Genomic DNA, 24,402 nt, shown 5'->3' with positions numbered 1-24,402 from the left:
TTATGAGCTTTGCACAACTTTCCATAGAAAAAAAAGTAATTAGTTGGATGTTTGCACTGCTGCTTTTAATTGGCGGAAGTGTATCTTATTTTGATTTAGGCCAACTAGAGGACCCTGAGTTTACTTTAAAGCAAGCTATGGTTATTACCATGTACCCAGGTGCTTCGCCGCAACAGGTTGAAGAAGAAGTTACGTTTCCTTTAGAAAATGCAATTCAACAATTACCGTATGTTGATCATGTCACGTCTATTTCGTCAAATGGCAAATCTCAAATAGCCGTAGAAATGAAGAGCACCTACCGAAAAGAGCAACTTCGTCAAATTTGGGATGAAATGCGTCGTAAAATTAATGACCTTTCGCCATCACTACCTAGTGGTGTTTATCCAAGCACCATTTTAGATGACTTTGGCGATGTATATGGTGTTTTATATTCTGTTGTGGGTGACGGCTACTCTTACGATGAACTAAAAGACTATACCGACTATTTAAAACGTGAATTGGTATTAGTAAAAGGGGTAAGCAAAGTAACCATTGCCGGTGAGCAACAGCCACAAGTAATGGTAGAAATATCTACCCGTAAATTAGCCCAACTTGGTATAGCCCCTAGCCATATATTTGCTTTATTACAGTCACAAAACACGGTATCTAACGCAGGTAAAATTAGAGTGGGCGACGAATCAATTCGTTTTCACCCTACCGGCGAATTTAAAGATGTTAAAGAGCTTGAAACCCTGCTGATTTCTAAACCAGGTGCCAGCGAGCTTATTTACTTAGGTGATGTTGCCGAGGTATTTAGAGAGTACGCTGAAGTACCTACTAATGTTATTAGATACAATTCTGAACAAGCACTATTAATTGGTGTGTCGTTTATGAATGGCGTTAATGTAGTTGATGTGGGTAAACGTATTGATGCTCATTTAGCAGAGCTTGAGTACCAGCGCCCCCATGGTATTGACGTTAATGCTGTTTATAACCAACCAAAAGAAGTAGAAACCTCCGTTGACGGCTTCATTGTAAGCTTGCTAGAGGCTATTGCAATCGTCATTGTTGTTTTGCTTATTTTTATGGGTCTTAAAAGTGGCATTTTAATTGGTGGTATTTTATTACTAACTGTTTTAGGCACCTTTATTTTTATGAAGCTGTTTGCCATAGATTTACAACGTATATCACTAGGTGCACTGATCATTGCGCTTGGTATGTTAGTAGATAACGCTATTGTGGTGACCGAAGGCATATTAATTAACTTAAAACGGGGTCAAACTAAACTTAAAGCCGCTGTTAATATTGTAGAGCAGACCAAGTGGCCATTATTGGGTGCGACCATCATAGGCATTACTGCGTTTGCGCCAATTGGTTTAAGTTCTGACGCAACGGGTGAGTTTGCCGGCAGCTTATTTTGGGTGTTATTCATATCGTTGTTACTCAGCTGGATAACCGCTATTACCTTAACGCCATTTTTTGCAAACCTTATGTTTTCAGAAAATGAGTTTAAAAAAGATAAAAATACCGGAGACGATTCAGATAACGACCCATACCAAGGATTTATTTTTACAGGCTATAAAACACTCTTAGATTTAGCAATGCATTACCGTAAATCAACTATGATCCTCATGGTTGTATTACTTTGCAGTGCAGTAGTGGGGTTTGGCTCGGTTAAGCAGTCGTTTTTCCCGGCCTCTAACACACCTATGTTTTACGTAGATTACTGGCAACAACAAGGTTCAGATATACGCGCAACAATAGACGGTATTAAAAAGCTTGAACACTATTTGCAAAAAGAAGAACTTGTAGAAGAAGTAACAAGCACGACAGGCCAAGGTGCGCCGCGCTTTATGCTAACTTATGCGCCTCAAAAGTCTTATTCGTCTTATGGACAACTTATCATAAGAGTAAAAGACCGCGAAGCTGTTGCAGTCGTCATGCAAAAAGTACGAGATTATTCACAAAACTCAGCGTTATCAGCCGAGCTAAAGATAAAACCAATGGAAATTGGTCCTTCAACTGATGCAAAAATAGAAGCTCGTTTTACCGGCCCAGATCCTGTTATTCTGAGAAAACTCGCTGCAGAGGCTGAAAAACTAATGTCGCAAGACGACGGCGCGTTTAATATCCGAAACGATTGGCGTGCACGTACTAAAATGATTCGCCCACAGTTTAACGAGCAAAAAGCGCGACGTTTAGGGATCAGTAAATCAGACCTGGATGATGTGCTGCTTACAAGCCTTTCGGGTAAACAAGTCGGTGTATATCGTGATGGAACCCAGCTTTTACCTATTATTGCTCGCTCACCTGCGAATGAGCGCCTAAATGTAGACAGCGTTCATGATTTACAAATATACAGCCCTGTTTTAGGTGTATTTGTGCCTGTAACGCAAGTAGTTGATGAGTTTATAGTTGAATGGGAAGATAGCCTAATAATGCGTCGCGATAGAAAGCGAACAATTACGATAATGGCCGATCAAAATGTATTAGGCGACGAAACAGCCGCTAAATTATTTGCCCGAGTACGAGGCCCCATTGAATCTATAGAGCTACCTCATGGCTACTCTTTAGAATGGGGCGGCGAATATGAATCATCTAGTAAGGCTCAAAAAGCAATATTCGGCTCTTTACCGCTAGGCTATTTAGCTATGTTTGCTATAACTGTTTTACTTTTTAATTCTTTAAAACAGCCTCTTGTAATTTGGGCTACGGTACCATTAGCAATTATAGGTGTAAGTGCCGGTTTATTAGCTATGAACGCACCGTTTAGTTTTATGGGCCTACTTGGGTTATTAAGTTTAAGCGGCATGCTAATTAAAAACGGTATAGTGTTAGTCGATCAAATAAACCTTGAGCTTCGCGATGGTAAATCGCCATATCAAGCAGTGTTCGAATCTGGCGTAAGCCGTGTGCGTCCTGTCGCAATGGCAGCAATAACCACAATACTGGGTATGATCCCATTACTGTTTGATGTGTTTTTTCAATCAATGGCGGTCACTATCATGTTTGGTTTAGGCTTTGCCACTATACTGACACTAATAGTAGTGCCTGTTTTATATACTATGATTTTTAGAATTGAATACGAACCAAGTAAATAACGACATATTAAGTATTTATCTAAATAAAAATGCCACAGCGTAAACTGTGGCATTTTTTATAACTTAAACAAATATAATGGTAATTGTTTAGCTTATTTTTTTAAACTTAGCTTTATGCGTGCGCCTGCTTTATTGCTAGATGCACTATTTGCTTTTGCCGTTTTTGGTTTACCGACATAGGTTGTAGAACGCTTTTGATAAGGTGCTTTAGCGCGATTATTTTTTTGCTCGCCCCCTGGCTCTTTTTGTTTATTACGGCGCGGGTTTTCACCCTGAAAGTCGCGCTTGGGCGACACCCCAACGTTTTTATCCGCAACCTTATTAGTATCTAAAGAATGCTCTTGAGTTTTTCCTGAGTCTGCAATCGAGTCGTTAATTTGCGCCATTTCAACATCTGATAAATGACGCCACTGCCCTACTTTTAAGCCTTTTAACGTTACATTCATTATGCGAGTGCGCTTTAAAGTAACAACCTCGTAACCTAAATACTCGCACATTCTACGAATTTGGCGATTTAATCCCTGGGTTAAAATAATCTTAAATTCTTTAGGGGCTGTTTGTGTAACCTTACACTTTTTGGTCACAGTATCTAAAATAGGAATGCCGTTGGCCATTTTAGATACAAATTGGCGATTAAGTGGTTTGTCTACAGTGACTATGTATTCTTTTTCGTGGTTATTACCCGCACGCAAAATTTTGTTAACAATATCGCCTTCGTTGGTTAAAAAGATTAATCCTTCAGAGGGTCTATCTAATCGCCCAATTGGAAATATACGATCGGGATAATTAACCGCTTTAACAATATTGCTTTGTATTTTTCGCTCGGTTGTACACGTTATACCAACTGGTTTATTGTAAGCAATATAAACGCGTTTAGGTGGCGTTTTTAATGGTTTTCCATCGACCAATACGACATCGGTTGCTGCAACCTTTACGCCCATTTCTGGCGAATTACCATTAACTGACACACGACCTTGCTCAATATATTTATCGGCTTCACGGCGTGAACAAAAACCTGTTTCACTAATAAATTTATTTAAACGTTTTAATTCGGTCATATCACTTAATGGTATTAATTTTTTAGGGTCGTTAGTGTATACCCAAACCACCTAAAAATGCGAGTTATGCCGCCGATTTAATGTCGGTTAATTTACGCCAAAGCACTTCAAGCGGCCCTTGTTTAAAATAACAACTGTAAAATAACGTAAATAATAACTGCGCAGCAACTAAGCTAGCGGCAACTAACCAGTAATCTATTCTATTAAAGCTAAGTATCCACTCTGGAAATAACACTCTATAAATAAGCAATTGCATAACGGTTTGGCTTATATATAGTGTGAATGCCATGCGACCCGCCTGCTGTATTAGTTTGCCAAACTGTGGGCTATTGCCACAAAACTTAACGATTACATGAATATAAAGCCCAGCCATAAACAGGGCGGCGAACATGTTAGAAATTTCTTGTAAACTAAAACCCAAGCCACCGGTAAGCGTTGATGTGTTTAATCTTATAATACAAGAAATAAGTACACCTACTGTACATATCTGCAACTGCTGAGTTGATAAACCTTTGCTAAAAACTCCCTCTTTGTACGCGTAAATACCTATTAGCATAATGCCAACGCACATCCACATCGTCATTAGCGGTACTGTTATTAGCATAAGAATATTTATATAAAGATTTTCATTAAAATAGTCACTGTAATGAGGGCTAAATAACTCGATAAACTTGGCAGAATCACGATAAGTCTGATCGTCAGGAATACTCAATAACACTAAAAATGTAACTACTGCTGAGAGAGCAGTAAACTCAAGCCCTCTTTGCAATAGCTTGGGGTTGTCGGTGTCTAAATATTTAATAATAAACCAGCCAGATACACCATAAACAAACAAAATATCACCAGCCCAAAGTAAAAAGCCGTGTATGAGGCCAAAAATTATTAGCCAATATAATCTGCTCTTTATTTGAACTGATGACTTATAGCGCTGCCATTGAATATATAAACCTGCGCCAAAAAGTAGACTAAACAGCGTTCTAAATCGGCCTTCTATAAACAGTATATTCATATATTGAATGAGGGTGTCGCTTACAGGGGGGGTGGTTAATGGCACGTAACCAAATTCCATAAAACCAAAAGCATAGCCATTCATAAACACTAAGCCAAGCACGGCAATGCCGCGAATAAAGTCCATATTATAATTTCGCATTAAAGCTGTTTTCCGTTAAATATTATTTTTATAGCTGTCGGCCCAGTCAACCGACATTTGGTAAAGCTCTGGTAGTATATCACTTTGTATATTTAAAAATATAACTGCTTGTTCGAGTGCCCACCAGCTGCCGGTTTCGTATGCTTTAACAACTTTTAAAATGTAATACAGTGTGTTTTTTTCTTCAAGCAGGGCTGCTTTTATATCATCTTGAAAAGGTAACTTTTCAACCAATAAGCTCATTGGTTCATCTAAAATAGCATCAAGGAGTGAAAACAAGCCGGTTAAAAAAGCCTCTCCTGACTGATGCTTGGCCACTTTTTTAGCAATCAATTCACAAAAACGGGCACGCACCACGCACACTTGCATTAGCTCTGCAGGCTTTTTACCGGCAGTGTGAGCTGTCACGATTAAACTAACAAACTTTTTTAAACGCTCCTGTCCTAAATAAACAAGCGCTTGCTTTAACGACGCAATTTTACTTTGTATTGGAAACACACCGCTATTAATTAAACGCAGTAATTTATAAGCTAATGCTGCATCAAGTTCAAACAATTGTGCTATTGCCGTTAGGTCTGGATTAGGTTTCATTATCTCAGCGTAAATAGCCACGACTAACCCGTAGTTATAATCGATGTCGTTATGCTTCATCATGGTGGGTTTTGCAAAAAAATAACCTTGAAAGTAATCAAAGCCCATACCAGCGGCAACTTCATATTCTTGTTGTGTTTCTATTTTTTCGGCCAGCAACTTAATTTGTTTGTGATCTTTAAGCTTTTTTATAATAGGGTGAATTTCGTCTAATGGGGTTATGGTTATATCAAATTTTATGAGTTTAACGAGCTTTAAAAAACGATCCCATTGCGGTTTATAAACAAAATCATCAAGGGCGAGATTAAAATTACTATGAAATAACTCTCGGCATAACTCGTAATTTGTATCGGTGGGCTCTATGCTCTCAAGCAGCTCTATTACAACGTCTTGGCATGGTAAAAAGGCACATAGGTCAAGCTCTAAAGATTCTGGCCCAATGTTGATAAGTGCTTTTTTACCTGAGGTGATATGGCGTGTACCCAAATTAAGCTGATTTTCCATAATAAGCCGCGCAGTTGCCTGTCCCTCGGCTATATCTGGAAAAAAGTTTTTAGGGCTGTCCCTAAAAAGCAGCTCATACGCAACTACTTTTTGACGCCGATTGAAAATTGCTTGCCTTGCAACAAATACAGACACTTTACCTACTTTATTTAAATCCATTAATACCAAGTTATTAATAGCGTAAATAATCTAAAATGTCACTTCGCTTAAGTTAAATTACATAAACTTTATCGGTACAAGGTTGAAATGTAATCACTTGCAACCTGCGACCACGAAAAGCGTACTGCTTTTGCATTAGATTTTATTTGCTGCCATTTTTTTGGATATTGTTTATAAAATGCTAGCGTTTCAGCTAGACATACGTGCAAACTATGTGTTTGCTCAAGTAATGTTGCGCCGTTAAAACTAAACCCATTTTCGTTGTGTTTTACTGTATCTTTTAATCCGCCAACGCTATGCACCAAACAAGGTTGACCTGCACGCATTGCCAGCATTTGGCTAATTCCACACGGTTCAAACGAACTAGGCATTAAAAATAAATCACCTAATTGATACATTAAGTCGCCTACTTTTTGTGCATAACCTTTTAAAAATAATAAGTTTTCGTTACGCGTCATAGCTTTTGTGAACACGGCTTCTAACACTTTATCGCCAGAGCCTAATATAATTAAACGCCCACCGTACTCATTAATACTATTACATACTGCGTCTATAGCAAGTTCACCATTTAAAGACTGGCACAATAGCAATACTTTTTGCTCTGTAAGTCTACCTACGCTAGTTACTAGTGGGCCGTTATGTGGGGTTGCTTTAAACTGTTTCAATCGTTGGTGTGCAATGTAGTGACCGCTTTCAAGCTGTTCGCTATTACCCATCCAACTAAATAAACTTTTTTCAGCCTCGCTGTACAGCTCATTAATATCTGCCTTTATTACTTCAGGCCCAGGGTATTCACAGCCATTCAAAATGCCGACGACTTTCCCTAGATTAGCTGCATTTTGGAGATCGTGCTCAAGCCCTTCACCACCAAAAAAGCCATCGTTATAATTACTTGGCTTAAGTACTTCTTGGCTATAGGTAGGCGACACTAAATGAATTTTATCTGCTAAATTAATAGCGCTTCGCATTGGGTTAAAACAATTTGTGTATCTTGGGTCACACAAGTGTTGGCCGTTATAACTTAGTGATGGAAACCAAGCCTCTAAGCTTGACTCATCGTGCTTAAAAGGTCTTATTCCTTGTAGTGCTAAATTGTGCACTGTGTAGGCTAAATGTATATCAATTAGTGGGCTGTAACGCGGTTCAAACTTTAAGAGAACAGCAACACATGCGCTATGCCAATCATGCAAATGCAACGTATTAGGGTGTTTTAGTAACCCTTGCAATAATGCTTCGCAAACCGCGGCATTAAATAGCGCAAATTTTGTTGCATCGGTTGCAAATGGCCTGCCCGGTGCATCATTACAATAAACACTACCCGATTCACTAAACATTGGGTGACTTATCACAATTTGGGTTATGTTATTTTTTGTTTGATCCACTTTAAACAAGGTCAATACATGAGATTGAGCATTGAAGGCTACCGTTACTTCACCTATGTAATGCCTATTTAATGGCTCAAAACCATAATCTGGGATCACCACATCTACCGATACGCCTTGCTTTGCAAGAGCCTTAGGTGCATCACGAACTACATCTGCTACACCCCCTACTTTAGCGCCAGGTAACGCATCGTTTTCTGCACCCACCATTAATACATGCATTAATTTACTGCTTCCTTTGTTTTAATAAGCTCGCCCGCTACAGGGCAAGCTTGTTTTTACCTAACTCTGTATTAAGCTAGTTTCTTATTTTCTTGTGTTTGACGTTCTAATTTTTTAGCAAGTTCACTAAGCATTTCTCGCGTAACAAGTACAATGCCTTTTTTTGATACCCTAAAGCCATTCTCTTCATCTGTTTTGCGATCAAAGCCTATTTCAAGCCCTGCTGGTATTTCACAACTTCTGTCTATTATTGCACGTTTAATTTTACAACCGCGGTTAATAATAGCACCCGGTAAAATAACCGATTGCTCAATTTCACAAAATGAACGCACATGCACGTTAGAAAACAACAATGATTTTCTTACTGCCGAACCCGATATAATACACCCACCAGACACAGTAGAATCAAGGGCCATTCCTCGTCTGTCGTCATCATCAAATATAAATTTAGCGGGAGGTAATTGCTCTTGGTATGTCCAAATTGGCCACGCTGGGTCGTATAGGTCAAGTTGAGGCTCTGGCATAACGAGCTCCATGTTAGCCTCCCAAAATGAGTCAAGTGTTCCTACATCGCGCCAATAAGGCTGACCTTCCTGTTGAGGGTCTCTAAATGGGAATGCAAAAACGTTATGCTCTTCAATAATCGCAGGGATTATATCATGCCCAAAATCGCGACCTGAGCCTTCATTTTCTGCATCTTTCTTGAGTTGCTCAAATAAGAACTCAGTATTAAATATGTAGTTACCCATGGATGCTAAACATGTACCCGGCTTGCCTGGCACTGAGCTTGGCATAGCTGGCTTTTCATCAAAACGGCAAACACGGCTTTCTTCATCTACCGTCATCACGCCAAAAGTATCTGCAGCTTCTTCAACGGGTACTTCAATACAACACACGGTCATATCGGCCCCTTTTTGCACATGCTCAGCAAGCAATGCACCGTAATCCATTCGATAAACGTGGTCGCCTGATAAAATCATTACATATTTAGGTAACTCATGACGAATAATATCCATATTTTGAAAAACAGCATCGGCAGTACCGCAATACCATTCATCACCATGGCGTTGTGATGCAGGTAATATTTCAACCGATTCACCCAATTCCTTTTTAAAGTGTCCCCAAGCTCGATTTACGTGGCGAATAAGTGAGTGAGATTTATATTGTGTTGCTATACCCACACGCCTAACACCCGAGTTAATACAGTTAGACAAAGGAAAATCAATAATTCTATGTTTACCACCAAAGTATACGGCTGGCTTTGCACGCCAATCGGTTAATTCGTGCAGGCGAGAACCACGACCACCAGCAAGTATTAACGCATACGTTTCTCTAGTTAGGCTACTTATGTAGCGATTTGCATAATTAGGCATACTTTTCTCTCCATTTATCTAACTTTTAGTGGCTTTACTGGTAGCTGTCGTTGAGTCAGTGTCACTAGTATTGAGTGGGGTTAAATGCCAAATGTCGTCACTGTATTGGCTTATGGTCCTATCACTTGAAAATATGCCACTGGCAGCGGTATTTAAAATACTCATTTGCGTCCAATAAGCTTGATCAGCATAGGCTTTATCTACTTGCTTTTGTGCAGATACGTAGCTTTCGAAATCGTGTGCAACAAGCCATGGATCGTGTGGGCTCTTAATTGCATTAATTACATCGTCAAATAGACAAGGTTCAAATAAATTAAAGTGTCCGCTTTCTAGCAAATGCATGACATTGGCTAAATCGCTATTTTGCTCAATTAGATGTGCTGGGTTATAACGCGATTTAATATCATCAATCTGATGCGCTTCAGCGCCAAATAAGAAGAAGTTATCAGCACCAACAGCATCTCTAATTTCAATATTGGCACCATCTAACGTGCCAATAGTTAATGCACCATTCATCATAAACTTCATATTGCCTGTGCCTGAAGCTTCTTTACCGGCTGTTGAGACTTGCTCAGACAAATCAGTAGCGGGACAAATAACTTCCATGGCTGTGACATTATAATTAGGTAAAAAAGCCACGCGTAAGTACGATGACGCTAGTGGGTCTTTATTGATCACATCTGCTACATTATTGATTAGCTTAATTATTTTTTTAGCCATGTAGTAACCCGGTGCAGCTTTACCACCGAGTAAAACACAACGAGGCACGAGTCCTTGCGTGTCGCCACGACGAATGCGGTCATATAAATGGATAACATGGAGGATATTTAGTAGCTGACGCTTGTACTCATGAATGCGCTTAACTTGAACGTCAAACATCATAGACACATCAAACTCTACACCACAGCGCTCTTTAACTAAATCAACTAAACGTTGTTTGTTTATTACTTTGGCATTTTGCCACTGTGTTTGAAATGATGTGTCATCATAAAAACGGCGTAACTGATTGATTTGAGCAAAGTCGCGTACCCAATCGCTGCCTATTTTCTCACTAATCAATTCACTCAAGGTTGGGTTACAATGGGCAAGCCAACGCCTCGGTGTCACCCCATTGGTTTTGTTATTAAACTTATTTGGCCAAAGTGCATAAAACTCTTTAAATAAACCGGCTTTTAATAGTTCTGTATGCAGTGCAGCAACACCATTAACTGAATAGCTACCCACAATGGCTAAATAAGCCATGCGAATTTGCGGTTCGCCACCTTCTTCTATCAGTGATAGCTCTCGCTGTTTATCAACATCACCAGGCCAATGCTGTGCAACGTCTGCTAAAAAACGTGCGTTTATCTCAAATACTATTTCTAAAATACGCGGTAACAATTTTGAAAATAATGAAACTGACCATTTCTCCAACGCTTCTGGTAATAACGTATGGTTTGTGTAGGCCATTGTTTTTGTGGTTATTTGCCATGCATCATCCCAGTCGAGCTCGTAATCATCAACTAAAACACGCATGAGTTCTGCAACTGCAATACTTGGATGGGTATCGTTTAATTGAAAAACATGATAATCAGCAAAATCAGTGAAGCTTTCACCATGATCATTCACCCACTGATCAACAATATCTTGAATACTTGCTGATGATAAAAAGTATTGTTGGCGTAGTCGTAGCTCTTTACCATTTTCACTGCTGTCGTTAGGGTAAAGTACCATGGTAATTTGTTCGGCTAAGTTTTTTTGTGCAACCGCTTCGGAGTAACTACCTGCATTAAATTCGGTTAGGTTAAATTCGTCAGTCGCTTCTGATTTCCATAAGCGTAGTGTATTTACTATATTATTTTTATAACCAGGAATGGGCACATCGTAAGGCACTGCTAACACATCATGGCTACTAACCCACTGGCGGTGCTCTCGACCCTGTTTATCGGTATAACTATTTACATAACCACCAAACTTAATACGCTTAGAATGCTCGGGGGCACTCAGCTCCCAAGGATGCCCTTCGCGTAGCCAATTATCGGGTTGCTCTATTTGATTACCGTCACTGATTGATTGGTTAAACATTCCGTATTCATAACGAATACCATAACCAACAACGGGTAGAGCTAAACTTGCGCAGCTATCTAAAAAACATGCCGCTAAGCGCCCTAAGCCACCGTTACCAAGACCCGCGTCGTGCTCTGCATCTTCAATTGTTTCAATTTTAGTGCAGTACTCTTGCAATGCCGATGAAACTTGATCTTCTAAATCAAGATTTAATACCGCATTGCCCAGTGCGCGCCCCATTAAAAATTCAAGTGAAAGGTAACTCGTTTTTCTGCTTTTTTGCTGTTTTATTTTTTTATTAGTTTCTCGGCACCGCGCAACCAAACGATCGCGGATCGTTAATGCTAATGCATGGTATAAATAAAGCTGCGATTCGCCGACTTTATCTCGACCTAGGGTGTAATAAAAATGGCGTGTTAAATCATCTTTTAAAGTGCTTTCGTCAATCACAGGGCCTTCTTGCCACCCTTTTACAACACATACTTGTTCAACTTGCTTAGCCATTAGCTACGTCCTCTAAGTTAGCACTAAAAACCCAACTACTCTGTGCAGAAATTTCAACGGTTGCATCTTGGTGAGTTATTAAAGATGCATTATTTACACTTGATAAAACCAATTGCCACGGTGCATTAATAGGTGATGCAGGTAGCTGGCAAAAAATACTTTTTTTACTGGCATTAAATACAATAAGTAACGCATGCTTATTTTGCTTATCAAGCAAGCTGTACATTAAAAATTGACGCGAATTTTCATGCCAATGCGAATCTGTCATGGTTTTTCCTGTTTCGGTAAACCATTTAACGGTAAAACGCTCATCTATGTCTTCTAAAAATACACTGTGTTTGAATGCGCTGTGCGCACGCCTAATTTTAAGTGCATCGTCTATAAATTGAGTTAATGAATGATTAAGTTGTGATTCTTTCCAAGCAAGCCAACTCGTACGATTATTTTGACAATATGCATTGTTATTGCCTCCTTGCGAGTGCCCTATTTCACTGCCAGCAGCAATCATAGGAACACCTTTAGAAAGAATTAATGTAAGCAAAAAGTTTTTTTGTTGTTGTAATCTTAATGCGGTTATTTTTTCATCATTGCTAAAACCTTCTACTCCGCAATTAAATGAGTAATTAGCACTGTGGCCATCTCTGTTATTCTCACCATTTGCTTCGTTGTGTTTATGCTCGTAACTCACTAAATCTGCCAGCGTAAATCCATCATGACTGGTTATGAAATTAATACTGTTTAATGGGCCACGTTGGCTGTGCTCAAATATATCAAACGATCCATGCAAGCGTTTAGCTACACTGGCTATAATGCCTTCCTCACTTTTCCAAAAACGACGAATTACATCTCGGTATTGGTCATTCCACTCTCGCCAAGGTGAAGGAAAAGCCCCAAGTTGATAACCGCCCGGGCCAATATCCCATGGTTCACTAATTAACTTTACCTTGTTTAAAACAGGGTCTTGAGCAATGGTTTGCAAAAACGTATGCGCTGAACTAAATCCTGATTTAGAGCGACCGAGTATTGTTGCTAAATCAAACCTAAAGCCATCAACACCCATTACTTCAACCCAATATCGCAAGCTATCGAGCACAAGCTGCAACGTTTTTGGGTGATCAATATTAATAGTATTGCCACACCCCGTATCGTTTATGTATACATTAGGTTGTGCTTCTGCTGTGCGGTAGTAAGCAAGGTTGTCTAACCCACGCAATGACAAAATAGGACCATCGTTGCCCGCTTCGGCTGTATGGTTATAAACAACATCTAAAATAACTTCGATATCTGCAGCATGAAGCTCCTTAACCATCTGTTTAAACTCGTTAATATCGTCGTTTACTAAATAGTCTTTATGAGGAGTAAAAAAGTTAAGCGTGTTATACCCCCAATAATTTTGTAGGCCTTTGCCTGTTAAAAATTGCTCGCTAATAAAAGCATGCACAGGGAGTAGCTCTATTGCTGTTACTCCAAAGCTTTTTAAATGTTCAATAAAAAACGGATGGCTCAATCCTAAAAACTTACCTTGCAAAGCTTTAGGTATTTGAGGGTGACGACACGTAGTCCCTTTTACATGACACTCATAAATGACTGTTTGCGACCACCTGTGATTCGGTTTTTTATGTTCATATGAAACAAGTGATGACACTTTTGATTTTGGTATATCAATGGCATTGTTAACCGTACTTTTGGTGCCTATCGGCATTTGTCCATAATGGCGCTCACTCCATGTAAACTCACCAAATAAATCTTTTGCGTAAGGGTCAATTAATAATTTATGTTCATTAAATAGCATCCCAGTATTTGGATTGTATTCACCCTCAACCCTAAACCCATACAGTGCCCCAGTATTAAGCGGTGCAATATGAACACTCCATATACCGCCTTCGTTTATATTCATAGCCACTTTAAGTATTTCAGAGTGGCCACTTTTATCAAATAAACACACATACGCTTGTGTCGCATTTGGCGCATACAATGAAAAATTAACACCATTTGCATGCAAGCTTGATCCGAGGGGCTCAACAAGGCCGTGAGTGACTTCAAATTGATTACTCATCTTGTACCTTTTGCAAATATATTGTGGTTAAGCCACCCATAGCAATCGTGATGCTTTGGTTAAAACCATGTTGAGGATTATCGTTAGTGACAACTGTATTTGATTGGTTATGCGATACTTTAATACCCGAACCAAAAAAATCGCTTTCATCGGTGTTCATGATTACTTTATAAACGCCTTTGCTCGGAACGCCCAAGGTATATTCTTGATATGACATAGGCGTAAAGTTTGCAATCACAACTATAAAGTCATGGGCATTTTTAGCATAACGTACAAAACTTAAAATGCTTTGCTCGTTATTATTGTTATCAATCCAATCAAAACCTGCGGCACTTGAATCAAGTTCATAAAGCGCGGGTTGATTTTTATAGACCTGATTTAACGTTTTTACTGTCTGCTTTATACCTTTATGACTTTCATGTTCTAGCAAATGCCAATCAATAGAATGATCATGCCCCCACTCAGCCCGTTGAGCTATTTCACCACCCATAAATAATAACTTTTTGCCTGGGTGTGCCCACATAAATGCATAATAAGCACGTAAATTTGCGAATTTTTGCCAATCATCGCCTGGCATTTTTTCAATTAGCGCGCCTTTCCCATGAACAACTTCGTCATGGCTAAGCGGTAAAATAAAGTTTTCACTAAATGCATACACCATCGAAAACGTAATTTCATGATGGTGATGTTGCTTATAAAGTGGATCACGCTGCATATATAATAAGCTGTCGTTCATCCACCCCATATTCCATTTATAGCCAAAACCTAAGCCATTATGCTCTACACTTTGTGTGACTCCCGGCCAAGCAGTCGACTCTTCTGCCACCATCATAATGCCAGGGTTGTTTTTATAACTGCGTAAATTAACTTGTTTGAGGCACTCAATGGCACCGAGGTTTTCGCGACCGCCATAACAATTAGGTATCCACTCTCCCTCTTTGCGGCTGTAATCTAAGTACAGCATTGACGCAACGGCATCAACCCTCAAACCATCTAAGCCAAATTGATGAAGCCAATACATTGCATTAGAAATTAAAAAGCTCTTAACTTCTGGGCGATCATAATTATAAATATACGTGTTCCAATCTGGATGAAAGCCTTGGCGCATGTCGGCATGTTCGTACAAGTGTGTACCATCAAATCGATGTAAACCATGGGGATCGCTTGGAAAATGCCCCGGAACCCAATCAAGTAAAATACCTACGTTGTATTTATGGCATTGCTCTACAAAATACTTAAAGCTGTTGTAATCACCAAAACGACTGGTCGGCGCGAATAATCCGACTGGCTGATATCCCCATGAACCGTCAAACGGATATTCACTTATGGGCATAAGCTGCAAGTGGGTAAAGTTCATTTCAAGCGCGTAGCCTACGAGTTTGTCGGCAAGCTCGATATAACTCAAATAACGATTATCTTCACCACGCTGCCACGACGCTAAGTGCACCTCATAAATACTGATTGGTGCGTCTATATGATTGCGCTTTTGCCTATTGCTGATTGCTTGTTCACTTAGAGTTATTGCTTCTGGTTTGAACTGCAGAACACTTGCGGTACCTGGTGCCTGTTGCATTTTAAAAGCATAAGGGTCTGCTTTCTCTATTACCTCACCACTTTGCGCTGTGATAGCAAATTTGTAGCACATGTCTGCTTTGAGTCCGGGAACAAATAATTCCCAAACACCACTGGCAGGATGAAAACGCATGAAATGCCGGTTTGCTTGCCAAAAATTGAACTCGCCAATAACAGAAACACTGGCGGCATTAGGTGCCCATAAACAAAAGCGAACGCCATCTACATCTTGCTGGTTAGTGAAATGTGCACCAAAGTGCAAGTATGCATGCTCTAAGCTGCCTTCGTTAAATAAGTACATGGCATCAGTATCAAGCTCACTTTTAAAACTATACTCATCAAAAAACGTACTCGAAGTGTCGCTATATTGGGCAGTACATAAATAAGGCGAGTCAGGTAACTGGCTTATATAGGCTATAAATAAGTCACTTTGCTTATATCGTTGTGTTTCGACTAATTTGTTATTTATTGTTAGAGAAGCGCTTTGTGCATCGGGTAAATATAAACGCACCTCTGCATTTGATTCATTTACTTTATGTGCACCTAAAAAGCTAAATGGGTCTTTAAATCGTCCCGTGCTAAGCGCATTAACTTGCGCATCGTAGTCAGCGTTTTGAGCTTTAGATAATACCGAACTATTTGAAGCTGTACTGCTCATTTAACCTTTCCTTATTGAATCGATTGCAGCTAAAAGCGTGGCGTTGTTTGCAAAAATTTCTTCACATGTATGTGTTAATACACGTCGCCAATTTGGATACTCTTTGTCTGTACCAGGAATATTCACCGGGTATTGCTGTTCATCTAAATCATCTATTTGTAAAGCAAACAACCGAGAGTCTGAGCCAGCTAAGCACTGACTAAGTGCACCATAAACCGACTTAGCATCGCTGTGTATGGTTAATTTAAGCCCAGCGGAAGCATTAATAAAACGCAGCAACCGTATTTGTTCATCAGCTCTTTGGTCGGTTAATTGCGTTGATTGTGCGTTGTCAAGTAATTGGTATTTTAGCTTTATAGCTATGTCATCGTGCTGCCACCAGCCTGTAAATGGAGGTACATCGTGGTTTGCAATCATTAATAAACACTGAGCGGGTAATTTGTGTACCGGTAAAAAGTCACCGTCGTTATGCTTTTCAAAATAAAATAAACTGTTTGAAAAAATACCACTGCATGACAAAGCATGCTTTACCTCTGGTGGAACAATGCCTAAATCTTCGCCTATAACTATACTTTGATTAATATGCGACTCTATTTTCAAAATAGCCAGCAAATGTTCAAAGGGGTAATAAATATAGCAACCATCTTGCTGGTCATTATTTTCAAAACACCACCATAAACGACGAATAGCCATAACATGGTCGATTCTTAACCCGCCTACATTCTGCATATTTTCACGAATTAATGAACGGTAAAACGAGTAGTTATCATGTGCTAAACTTTGCGGGTTTAAAGCCGGCAACCCCCAATTTTGACCACCTTCAGCCCAAGGGTCAGGTGGTGCGCCCACACTGGCATTATCAGCAAATAATGATTGTTGTGATTTGAACTCAACACCGTCGCCGGCGCACCCAACAGCTAAATCATTAATCAAACCTATTTTCATACCCCCCTGCACACAACGCGCTTGACATAAACCAAGTTGTAAATGCGCTTGCCACTGAAGGTAATAGTCGAAAAGAGGATTTTTTGATTCTAAAGTTTGTAACGTTGGCTGATGTTTGTCGCAAAAAGCATTAAATGCGTCACGGCGTAGTTTGCTGGCTGTTAATTCGAAGTGGTTATACAGTGCCTTAAACAATTTGTATTTAACGCAACTAACATTCTCGTAATTAATAAACTGTTTACTGTTATTTAGAAGTAAAGTAGCTTCATTACTTTGCATAATTTTTGTGATTTCAGCATTATTTTTACTGTCTTCACATAAACCAATCGATATATATAAAGGGTTTAGTAAAGCACGACTATTAGGGCTGTATGGGCTTGCACGCTCAGGCATGTCGCAGAACAACAAATGCAGAGGGTTGAGCAAAATGTAATCCATATTATGCTCACTGCATAAATCTACAAGCGTAAGTAAGTCTGAAAAGTCTCCAATTCCTAATCTTTCATTGTTTTTAAGCGTATATAACTGAATCGACAAACCCGTTTTTTTTGTATCTTCAACCTGAAAAACACGCTCAGGTACAGACCAAATTTCGGTGCTTGAATGGTGTTCGCCTACATTAATACTCGCTTGGTAATACCCTGCAGGCATGACTGGTATAGGAAGCGCAATTTCAATGTAACGGGCACCATTGAAGTGGTATTCACCTGTGACTGTTAAATTAGTAAGGTCAGTAAACTCACACTGTATACCCAGTTGTGCAACACTTACTGATGCAGTTTGGCCAAGTTGTCTGTCATCTATTTTAACTTTTAAATAACAGTCTGTTTGTTCAACTAAGCTTACATTTGGCAACAATTGCATCCAAGGCAGTACATCAAGCTTGTAATTTAATTGAGCTATTTTGTTATGATCGTAAGTATTGATTCCGCAGCATTGCAAGGCACGCTTACGGGTATCTTCACTAAAAAATATTTGCTCGCCTGTGTACTTGGTAAATTCATAACCAATGCCATGTAAGTAAAACAACTGCGAAAGTTCATTCATTTACAGGCCTTAATTGATACGTTGGGTATTTACAATACTATTTTCAGTGCCAAAACTGTTAGCCTCATAAGCGTCCGCTTTATGATCGTTATCCCAAAATTCGCCATTTATCAAATAACGAAAGTGGTACTGTTGATCCAGGGGAAGGCGTTGTTTGCATTTAAACACACCTTGTTTTTTATTAAGCTTCATTGGCACGGGTTGCCAACTATTGAATTCACCAATTAAACAGACTTCTTGCGCGTCCGGGTGAGCAAATTCGAAGGTGATTTCCGCTTCATCTTTTGTTTTAAAAAAACGTTTATGCAACATAGTAGGCTCCAACTAAACAGTAAAAGGTATTTAATTATTGCCACAGGGCCTGTTTTAAAGTTGGCGATGTGGGATTGTATTCATTCAAACTTTGAGCTTACCGTAGTAAAGCAAATTTTTGTTTACGCTTTATTACAGTGCAAGCAATCTTTTTATCGCACTTTATTAGTGCATAAAATATGAAAACATAGACATTAAGAATGACATACACAACATAGAGCAATTTTTAAACCAATTAGAGCAATTGTAGGCATTTAATATTTATCTCTAATACTCTGATAAATCAATTCAAGCCGACCAAATAACTTGTTTGATAAACTGCTTTAGTTACGTATTCACTTAAGTGATAATACACAGCAAGTTAACACTCTGAAATATCGTAAATTTCATGTTGAAAAAAAGCATTTTATTAACTATGGCTGTTATTTTTATAGTTGCAATAGTGTCTACCCTTAGTTCAATTTATACCCTATACAGTAAAAAAGAAATCACATTCGATCCTAAGCTTAAAGAAATATCAGGCATTGAATTTGATAAGCGTAATCGCTTGTGGGCAATTAACGACGGTGGCGACGAACCTAAGCTTTACCGCTTGAATAAAGATGGTTCGATTGCGCAAGAAATTTTAGTCTCAAATGCTAAAAACATTGATTGGGAAGACATGACGCAAAATAAATTTGGTCATTTCTTTTTAGGTGATTTTGGTAACAATAAAAATGATAGACGTTGGCTAACTATTTATAAAATAGAGAATCCAATCGATATTAAAACCGACTCAACAAAGGCCGAAATAATAAAGTTTACCTACCCTGAAATGGATGGCAGCCCAATAAAACCAAGCAATCGTAATTTTGATCTTGAGGCGTTTGTAGCTCTGGGTCGCCACCTATATTTATTCACAAAAAATCGCACTGAGCCTTTTGATGGCATTACAAATCTATACAAAGTAGGCGACCACGCAGCTAACTTTAAAGCGCAATTAATTGGATCTTTTAAAACCTGTACAACAATGGAAAAACTGTGTTGGATCACGTCGGCAGCGTTAAGTCCAGATCGTAAAAAACTCGTGCTACTCGACTCTACCAGTATTTGGTTATTTGAAAACTTTGAAGATGATCAGTTTTTCTCTGGTGATGTATCTAAAATAGATTTAGGCATCATTACACAAAAAGAAGCCATCACCTTCTATAACGACAATACAATTGTATTCACAGATGAGGAGTTTAAGGGCATAGGGGGTAACGCCTACTTCATAAAACTTGATACAGCAAAAAAAGTAATTGTTAAACGCGCTAACCCTATACTTAAATAAGCTATAAATTCATAAATGAAATACATTAACGCTTAAACTTGGTCTCTAAAATAACCGAAGAAGTTGTGCGTTCCACACCATCTAAATTACCAATATCATCGAGTAAATGACTCAACTTTTCTAAATTCTGTGCTTGGACCACTGCAATTAAGTCAAACTCACCACTAATAGCATAAAGCTGCGATATAGCATCAATTTGCTTTAGTTCAATATTCGTTTTTGTAGTCAGCTTTTGAATCACTTTGATTGATACATGTGCCGATACCATTTTACTTAAAAAAGCATCGCCATAATCAACGCTATAACCTTTAATCACACCCGTTTCTTCTAATTTAAGCATCCTACTTTGTACTGTAGATCGAGATAAATTAAGGAGCCTAGCTAAATCAGAAATACTCGCTCTGGCGTTTGTTTTAAGTATAGAAAGTAGCTTTTCATCTTGAGGTGTTATCATATTGGCAATTAATTTCGTTATTTTGATTTTTATTTTAGTCATTTTTCACAAAATAGCACTACAATTTTAACTTCCAACCTTCGATAATGACACTCAACATAAAATAATTATTAGTTTGCTGAGGCGTAATGGCTTAACTCCTCTTTACATTAGCAACTAACATTTCAATCTAGCCCATATAATTTAGGTGTAATGATGCAAGTAACAAGAGATTTATTTAACGACGTAATGGTACCGAACTACAATCCTTCAGCTGTTATTCCAGTACGCGGTGAAGGTTCTCGCGTGTGGGATCAAAATAACAACGAATTTATTGATTTTGCTGGCGGTATCGCAGTTAATTGTTTAGGCCATTGTCACCCTGCTCTTATTAATGCACTTAAAGAGCAAGGTGACAAAATTTGGCACTTATCAAATGTAATGACTAATGAACCTGCACTTCGCCTTGCAAAAAAAATGGTTGATGCGACGTTTGCCGAAAAAGTTTACTTTGCAAACTCGGGAGCAGAAGCGAACGAAGCAGCACTTAAATTAGCACGTCGCTTTGCACTTGATAAATTTGGCGCAGAAAAATCACAAATCATCGCATTTAATAAAGGTTTTCACGGCCGCACTTTCTTTACCGTGACGGTAGGTGGTCAAGCAGCCTATTCAGACGGTTTTGGTCCTAAACCGGGTGACATTGTCCATTGTGATTACAATGATCTAGCAGCATTTGAAGCACTTATTAGTGACAAAACATGTGCTGTAATGATGGAACCACTTCAAGGTGAAGGCGGTATTATTTCTCCAACAAACGATTTTGCCAAAAAAGTACGCGAGCTGTGTACTAAACATAACGCATTACTCATTTTTGACGAAGTACAAACAGGTGTTGGCCGAACGGGTGACTTATATGCGTACCAAGGTTTAGATGTTATTCCTGATATTTTAACAAGCGCTAAAGCATTAGGTGGCGGATTTCCTATCGGTGCAATGATCACAACAACAGACATTGCTGCTCATCTAAAAGTAGGGACGCATGGGTCAACTTATGGTGGTAACCCACTGGCGTGTGCAGTAGCAGAAGCTGCCTTTGATACTGTTAATACTGAAGATGTATTAAATGGCGTAAAGGAACGTGAGCAACTATTTCGCGAAGGCTTAACTGCAATAAACGAAAAATACAATGTGTTTAGCGAAGTGCGTGGTAAAGGTTTATTAATTGGTGCTGTATTAAACGAGCAATTTGCAGGACGTGCACGCGACTTTTTAGTGGCAAGTGCTAACAATGGTTTAATGAACTTAGTAGCAGGTATGGATGTGATTCGTTTTACACCTTCTCTAGTGATCCCATTTGAAGATATTAAAGAAGGCTTAGCACGTTTCGATAAAGCAATTAACGATGTTGTAAACGGTTAATAAAGTTAAATTAGCACGGCTTGCCGTGCTACTGGAGCATGCACTAAATGCAAGTATTACGTCCTATTACAGCCAACGATTTCGATGCGCTTAAACAAATTGCTATCGAATCTGGCCATGGGTTTACTTCTTTACCTGTTGATGACGAACAGTTAAAAGACAAAATTAGCCGCGCTGAAAAAAGCTTTGCTAAAAATATCAATAAGCCGATAGATGAAAGCTATTTATTTGTCTTAGAGGACAGTGATACCGGTCAAGTGATTGGTACAACGGCAATTGAAGCGGCGGTCGGCTTAACAGTGCCCTTGTATCATTATCATTTGGGTAAAACGGTTCATCACTCCCCTACGCTTAATGTTTACAACACGGTAGATATTTTGAGCATGTGTAATGATTACACCGGTTGCTCTGAAATATGTACGTTGTTTTTACGGGAAAACAATCGCAAAGGTTTAACTGGCCGCTTTTTATCACGCTCACGCTTTTTATTTATGGCCCAGCACAGCGAACGTTTTGCCGATACCGTGATTGCTGAAATGCGCGGTGTGAGTGACGAACACGGCCACTCACCATTTTGGCAATGGTTACAAGAACATTTTTTCAGTATTGAATTTCCACAAGCCGATCATTTAGTCGGCCTTGGCGATAAAGTGTTTATTAGTGAACTCATGCCTAAGTATCCTATTTACGTAAACTTATTAAGTAAAAAAGCTCAAGCAGTCATAGGCCATGTGCATGAAAAAACTAAGCCAGCCTTAAAACTTTTAGAAAAAGAAGGGTTTGAACACAGAGGTTACGTTGACCTTTTTGATGCAGGCCCAACTGTAGAAGCAAAGCTAGGTAATATTAGAAGTGTTAGAGAGTCGCAAGTTTGCCCAATTACTATTGGTGAGCTTGAGCACATTAGTGAAAAAAGCTCAGATACACTTGCTGTATGCAATCAAGGAGTGAGTGGTTTTAGAGCTACATTTACTCAGCATGCACATTACAACCATGCCAAACATACATTGGTGATCAGCCAAGACGTTGCTGACGCCCTCAATTTAAGTCAAGGAGATGCAGCCCGATTCTTTCGACTGTAAATACACTTATGAACACACAACTAATTAATAACCAGTGGCACAGCGGCCAAGGCCCAGCATTTACATCTGTGAACCCAAGTAACGGAGAAACTGTGTGGCAAGGCAATGGCGCGAATGCAGATCAAGTAAATAGTGCTATTAAAGCAGCAAGAACTGCACAATTATCATGGGCCGATACACCGCTGGAGGCGCGAATTGCCCTACTAGAAAACTTCGTACAGCAATTAAAAGAAAACAGCGAAGAATTTGCCACTATTATAGCCCGAGAAACAGGAAAGCCACTTTGGGAAACGCGCACAGAAGTGGGCGCAATGACGGGTAAAGTGGCTATTTCAATTAAAGCCTACAATGAGCGCACAGGCACAACCGAAAACCCAATGCCAGGTGCAAAAGCGTTTATACGCCATAAGCCACACGGTGTTGTTGCTATTTTTGGCCCGTATAACTTTCCGGGGCATTTACCCAACGGCCATATAGTCCCGGCTATTTTAGCGGGTAACACCGTAGTATTTAAGCCCTCTGAGTTAACACCACATGTGGCTGAGTTTACATTATCACTTTGGTTAAAAGCAGGTTTACCTGCAGGTGTTATAAACCTTGTTCAAGGTGAAATAGAAACCGGTAAAGCCCTTGCTTCTCATCAAGACATTGATGGGCTATTTTTTACCGGCAGCTCTAATACCGGACATTTACTACATAAACAATTTGCTGGCCATCCGGGTAAAATTTTGGCACTTGAAATGGGCGGTAATAACCCATTAATAGTTAAAAATGTAGCCGATGTAAGCGCTGCAGTACACGATATTATCCAGTCAGGTTTTATCACTTCAGGTCAGCGCTGTACCTGTGCTCGCCGTGTGTTTATAGAAAATTCAGCCAATGGCGATGCCATTTTAGAAAAACTTATTAGCGCGACTAAAAATATTGTGGTTGACGATAGCTTTGCAACAGAGCAACCATTTATGGGCGCAATGATAAGTGAAAAAGCAGCCCTTGGTATGGTTTCTGCGCAAAATGAGCTTATTAAAAAAGGCGCTACCTCTTTAGTTGAATTGAAACATTTAAAGGGTGGAACAGGCTTTGTTAGCCCAGGTATTATTGATGTAACACACATTACAGATATGCCGGATGAGGAACATTTTGGCCCTTTAATTAAGGTATACCGATATACTGAATTTAATAGCGCCATTGCCGAAGCTAACAACACCAGCTTTGGATTATCAGCCGGGTTACTAGCTGACAACGAAGATGATTACGCACACTTTTTAAAACGCATTCGTGCAGGTATTGTTAACTGGAACCGCCCTATTACTGGCGCTTCTAGTGCCGCACCATTTGGCGGTATTGGCGCCAGTGGTAACCACAGAGCAAGTGCGTATTACGCAGCTGATTACTGTGCATACCCTGTAGCTTCTGTTGAATCAGATAAAGTGAACCTACCGCAAACCCTCGCACCAGGCTTAATAATAGAATAAATAAAGTAACCAAATTTAA

General features: G+C 39.3%; 16 protein-coding genes. 5 read left to right on the top strand and 11 right to left on the bottom strand.

All coding sequences use genetic code 11. From position 1 onward, the window contains the following. Positions 1–2: 2 nt before the first annotated feature. The gene (locus tag KZZ04_RS06465) at positions 3–3,080 is read left to right on the top strand and encodes an efflux RND transporter permease subunit (protein WP_138528986.1); all 3,078 of its coding nucleotides are present in this window, start codon (positions 3–5) and stop codon (positions 3,078–3,080) included. A gap of 92 nt (positions 3,081–3,172) precedes the next feature. On the opposite strand, the gene rluF is transcribed toward KZZ04_RS06465, so the two are convergent. From rluF to KZZ04_RS06415, 10 genes are all read right to left on the bottom strand, one after another. Further along, a complete protein-coding gene (gene rluF / locus KZZ04_RS06460; protein WP_219422204.1) occupies positions 3,173–4,138 on the bottom strand; it encodes a 23S rRNA pseudouridine(2604) synthase RluF in 966 nt (321 codons plus the stop codon). 64 nt (positions 4,139–4,202) lie between these two features. Next, a complete protein-coding gene (locus KZZ04_RS06455) occupies positions 4,203–5,273 on the bottom strand; it encodes a DUF418 domain-containing protein (RefSeq protein WP_219422260.1) in 1,071 nt (356 codons plus the stop codon). Between the two features lie 30 nt (positions 5,274–5,303). Beyond that, positions 5,304–6,518, bottom strand: coding sequence for an EAL and HDOD domain-containing protein (locus KZZ04_RS06450; RefSeq protein ID WP_058404216.1), 1,215 nt, complete (start codon positions 6,516–6,518; stop codon positions 5,304–5,306). Positions 6,519–6,610: 92 nt separating this feature from the next. Continuing rightward, positions 6,611–8,146 carry a glycogen synthase gene (locus tag KZZ04_RS06445; protein ID WP_058404173.1) on the bottom strand — a complete coding sequence of 512 codons (1,536 nt, stop codon included), beginning with the start codon at positions 8,144–8,146 and terminating at the stop codon, positions 6,611–6,613. A gap of 71 nt (positions 8,147–8,217) precedes the next feature. Then, entirely contained in the window at positions 8,218–9,519 is a 1,302-nt protein-coding gene (glgC, locus tag KZZ04_RS06440; RefSeq protein ID WP_058552342.1) for a glucose-1-phosphate adenylyltransferase, read from the bottom strand. An 18-nt stretch (positions 9,520–9,537) separates the two neighbouring features. After that, on the bottom strand, positions 9,538–12,069 hold the full coding sequence (locus KZZ04_RS06435) for a glycogen/starch/alpha-glucan phosphorylase (protein WP_138528992.1): 2,532 nt from the start codon (positions 12,067–12,069) through the stop codon (positions 9,538–9,540). After that, entirely contained in the window at positions 12,062–14,125 is a 2,064-nt protein-coding gene (gene glgX, locus KZZ04_RS06430) for a glycogen debranching protein GlgX (protein WP_219422203.1), read from the bottom strand. The genes KZZ04_RS06435 and glgX overlap by 8 nt, the downstream gene beginning before the upstream one ends. Next, entirely contained in the window at positions 14,118–16,355 is a 2,238-nt protein-coding gene (gene glgB / locus KZZ04_RS06425; RefSeq protein WP_219422202.1) for a 1,4-alpha-glucan branching protein GlgB, read from the bottom strand. Before glgB ends, glgX begins: the two co-directional genes overlap by 8 nt. Then, positions 16,356–18,347 (bottom strand): 4-alpha-glucanotransferase, encoded by a 1,992-nt coding sequence (gene malQ, locus KZZ04_RS06420; protein WP_219422201.1) that lies wholly within the window; start codon positions 18,345–18,347, stop codon positions 16,356–16,358. Positions 18,348–18,356: 9 nt separating this feature from the next. Beyond that, positions 18,357–18,659, bottom strand: coding sequence for an isoamylase early set domain-containing protein (locus tag KZZ04_RS06415; protein ID WP_008127875.1), 303 nt, complete (start codon positions 18,657–18,659; stop codon positions 18,357–18,359). A 388-nt stretch (positions 18,660–19,047) separates the two neighbouring features. Between KZZ04_RS06415 and KZZ04_RS06410 the strand changes: the two genes are divergently transcribed. Continuing rightward, complete coding sequence (locus KZZ04_RS06410) at positions 19,048–19,971, top strand: hypothetical protein (RefSeq protein ID WP_219422200.1); 924 nt, start codon at positions 19,048–19,050, stop codon at positions 19,969–19,971. Between the two features lie 25 nt (positions 19,972–19,996). Here the strand turns inward: KZZ04_RS06410 and KZZ04_RS06405 are convergent, their stop codons facing one another. Beyond that, a complete protein-coding gene (locus KZZ04_RS06405; protein WP_058404217.1) occupies positions 19,997–20,425 on the bottom strand; it encodes an Lrp/AsnC family transcriptional regulator in 429 nt (142 codons plus the stop codon). 195 nt (positions 20,426–20,620) lie between these two features. Here KZZ04_RS06405 and KZZ04_RS06400 point away from each other — a divergent pair, with 195 nt between their 5' ends. Genes KZZ04_RS06400 through astD form a run of 3 tightly spaced genes read left to right on the top strand, consistent with a single transcriptional unit; the run spans position 20,621 to position 24,383 of the window. Continuing rightward, positions 20,621–21,826, top strand: coding sequence for an aspartate aminotransferase family protein (locus tag KZZ04_RS06400; protein ID WP_219422199.1), 1,206 nt, complete (start codon positions 20,621–20,623; stop codon positions 21,824–21,826). 47 nt (positions 21,827–21,873) lie between these two features. Beyond that, positions 21,874–22,908 (top strand): arginine N-succinyltransferase, encoded by a 1,035-nt coding sequence (gene astA / locus KZZ04_RS06395; protein ID WP_219422198.1) that lies wholly within the window; start codon positions 21,874–21,876, stop codon positions 22,906–22,908. Positions 22,909–22,916: 8 nt separating this feature from the next. After that, a complete protein-coding gene (astD, locus tag KZZ04_RS06390; protein ID WP_219422197.1) occupies positions 22,917–24,383 on the top strand; it encodes a succinylglutamate-semialdehyde dehydrogenase in 1,467 nt (488 codons plus the stop codon). Positions 24,384–24,402 lie beyond the last annotated feature (19 nt).

Source organism: Pseudoalteromonas sp. CR1 (assembly GCF_019392235.1).
GTDB lineage: Bacteria > Pseudomonadota > Gammaproteobacteria > Enterobacterales > Alteromonadaceae > Pseudoalteromonas.
The sequence above is the reverse complement of the archived record's forward strand: the minus strand, read 5'-3'. Positions and strand labels throughout refer to the sequence as shown.

Coding starts and splice junctions, on each gene's coding strand:
- astA (WP_219422198.1), top strand. CDS start 21,874: ATGCAAGTATTACGTCCTATTACAGCCAACGATTTCGATGCGCTTAAA.
- KZZ04_RS06435 (WP_138528992.1), bottom strand. CDS start 12,069: ATGGCTAAGCAAGTTGAACAAGTATGTGTTGTAAAAGGGTGGCAAGAA.
- KZZ04_RS06400 (WP_219422199.1), top strand. CDS start 20,621: ATGCAAGTAACAAGAGATTTATTTAACGACGTAATGGTACCGAACTAC.
- KZZ04_RS06415 (WP_008127875.1), bottom strand. CDS start 18,659: ATGTTGCATAAACGTTTTTTTAAAACAAAAGATGAAGCGGAAATCACC.
- KZZ04_RS06445 (WP_058404173.1), bottom strand. CDS start 8,146: ATGCATGTATTAATGGTGGGTGCAGAAAACGATGCGTTACCTGGCGCT.
- glgB (WP_219422202.1), bottom strand. CDS start 16,355: ATGAGCAGTACAGCTTCAAATAGTTCGGTATTATCTAAAGCTCAAAAC.
- KZZ04_RS06465 (WP_138528986.1), top strand. CDS start 3: ATGAGCTTTGCACAACTTTCCATAGAAAAAAAAGTAATTAGTTGGATG.
- KZZ04_RS06405 (WP_058404217.1), bottom strand. CDS start 20,425: ATGATAACACCTCAAGATGAAAAGCTACTTTCTATACTTAAAACAAAC.
- malQ (WP_219422201.1), bottom strand. CDS start 18,347: ATGAATGAACTTTCGCAGTTGTTTTACTTACATGGCATTGGTTATGAA.
- glgX (WP_219422203.1), bottom strand. CDS start 14,125: ATGAGTAATCAATTTGAAGTCACTCACGGCCTTGTTGAGCCCCTCGGA.
- glgC (WP_058552342.1), bottom strand. CDS start 9,519: ATGCCTAATTATGCAAATCGCTACATAAGTAGCCTAACTAGAGAAACG.
- rluF (WP_219422204.1), bottom strand. CDS start 4,138: ATGACCGAATTAAAACGTTTAAATAAATTTATTAGTGAAACAGGTTTT.
- KZZ04_RS06410 (WP_219422200.1), top strand. CDS start 19,048: ATGTTGAAAAAAAGCATTTTATTAACTATGGCTGTTATTTTTATAGTT.
- astD (WP_219422197.1), top strand. CDS start 22,917: ATGAACACACAACTAATTAATAACCAGTGGCACAGCGGCCAAGGCCCA.
- KZZ04_RS06455 (WP_219422260.1), bottom strand. CDS start 5,273: ATGGACTTTATTCGCGGCATTGCCGTGCTTGGCTTAGTGTTTATGAAT.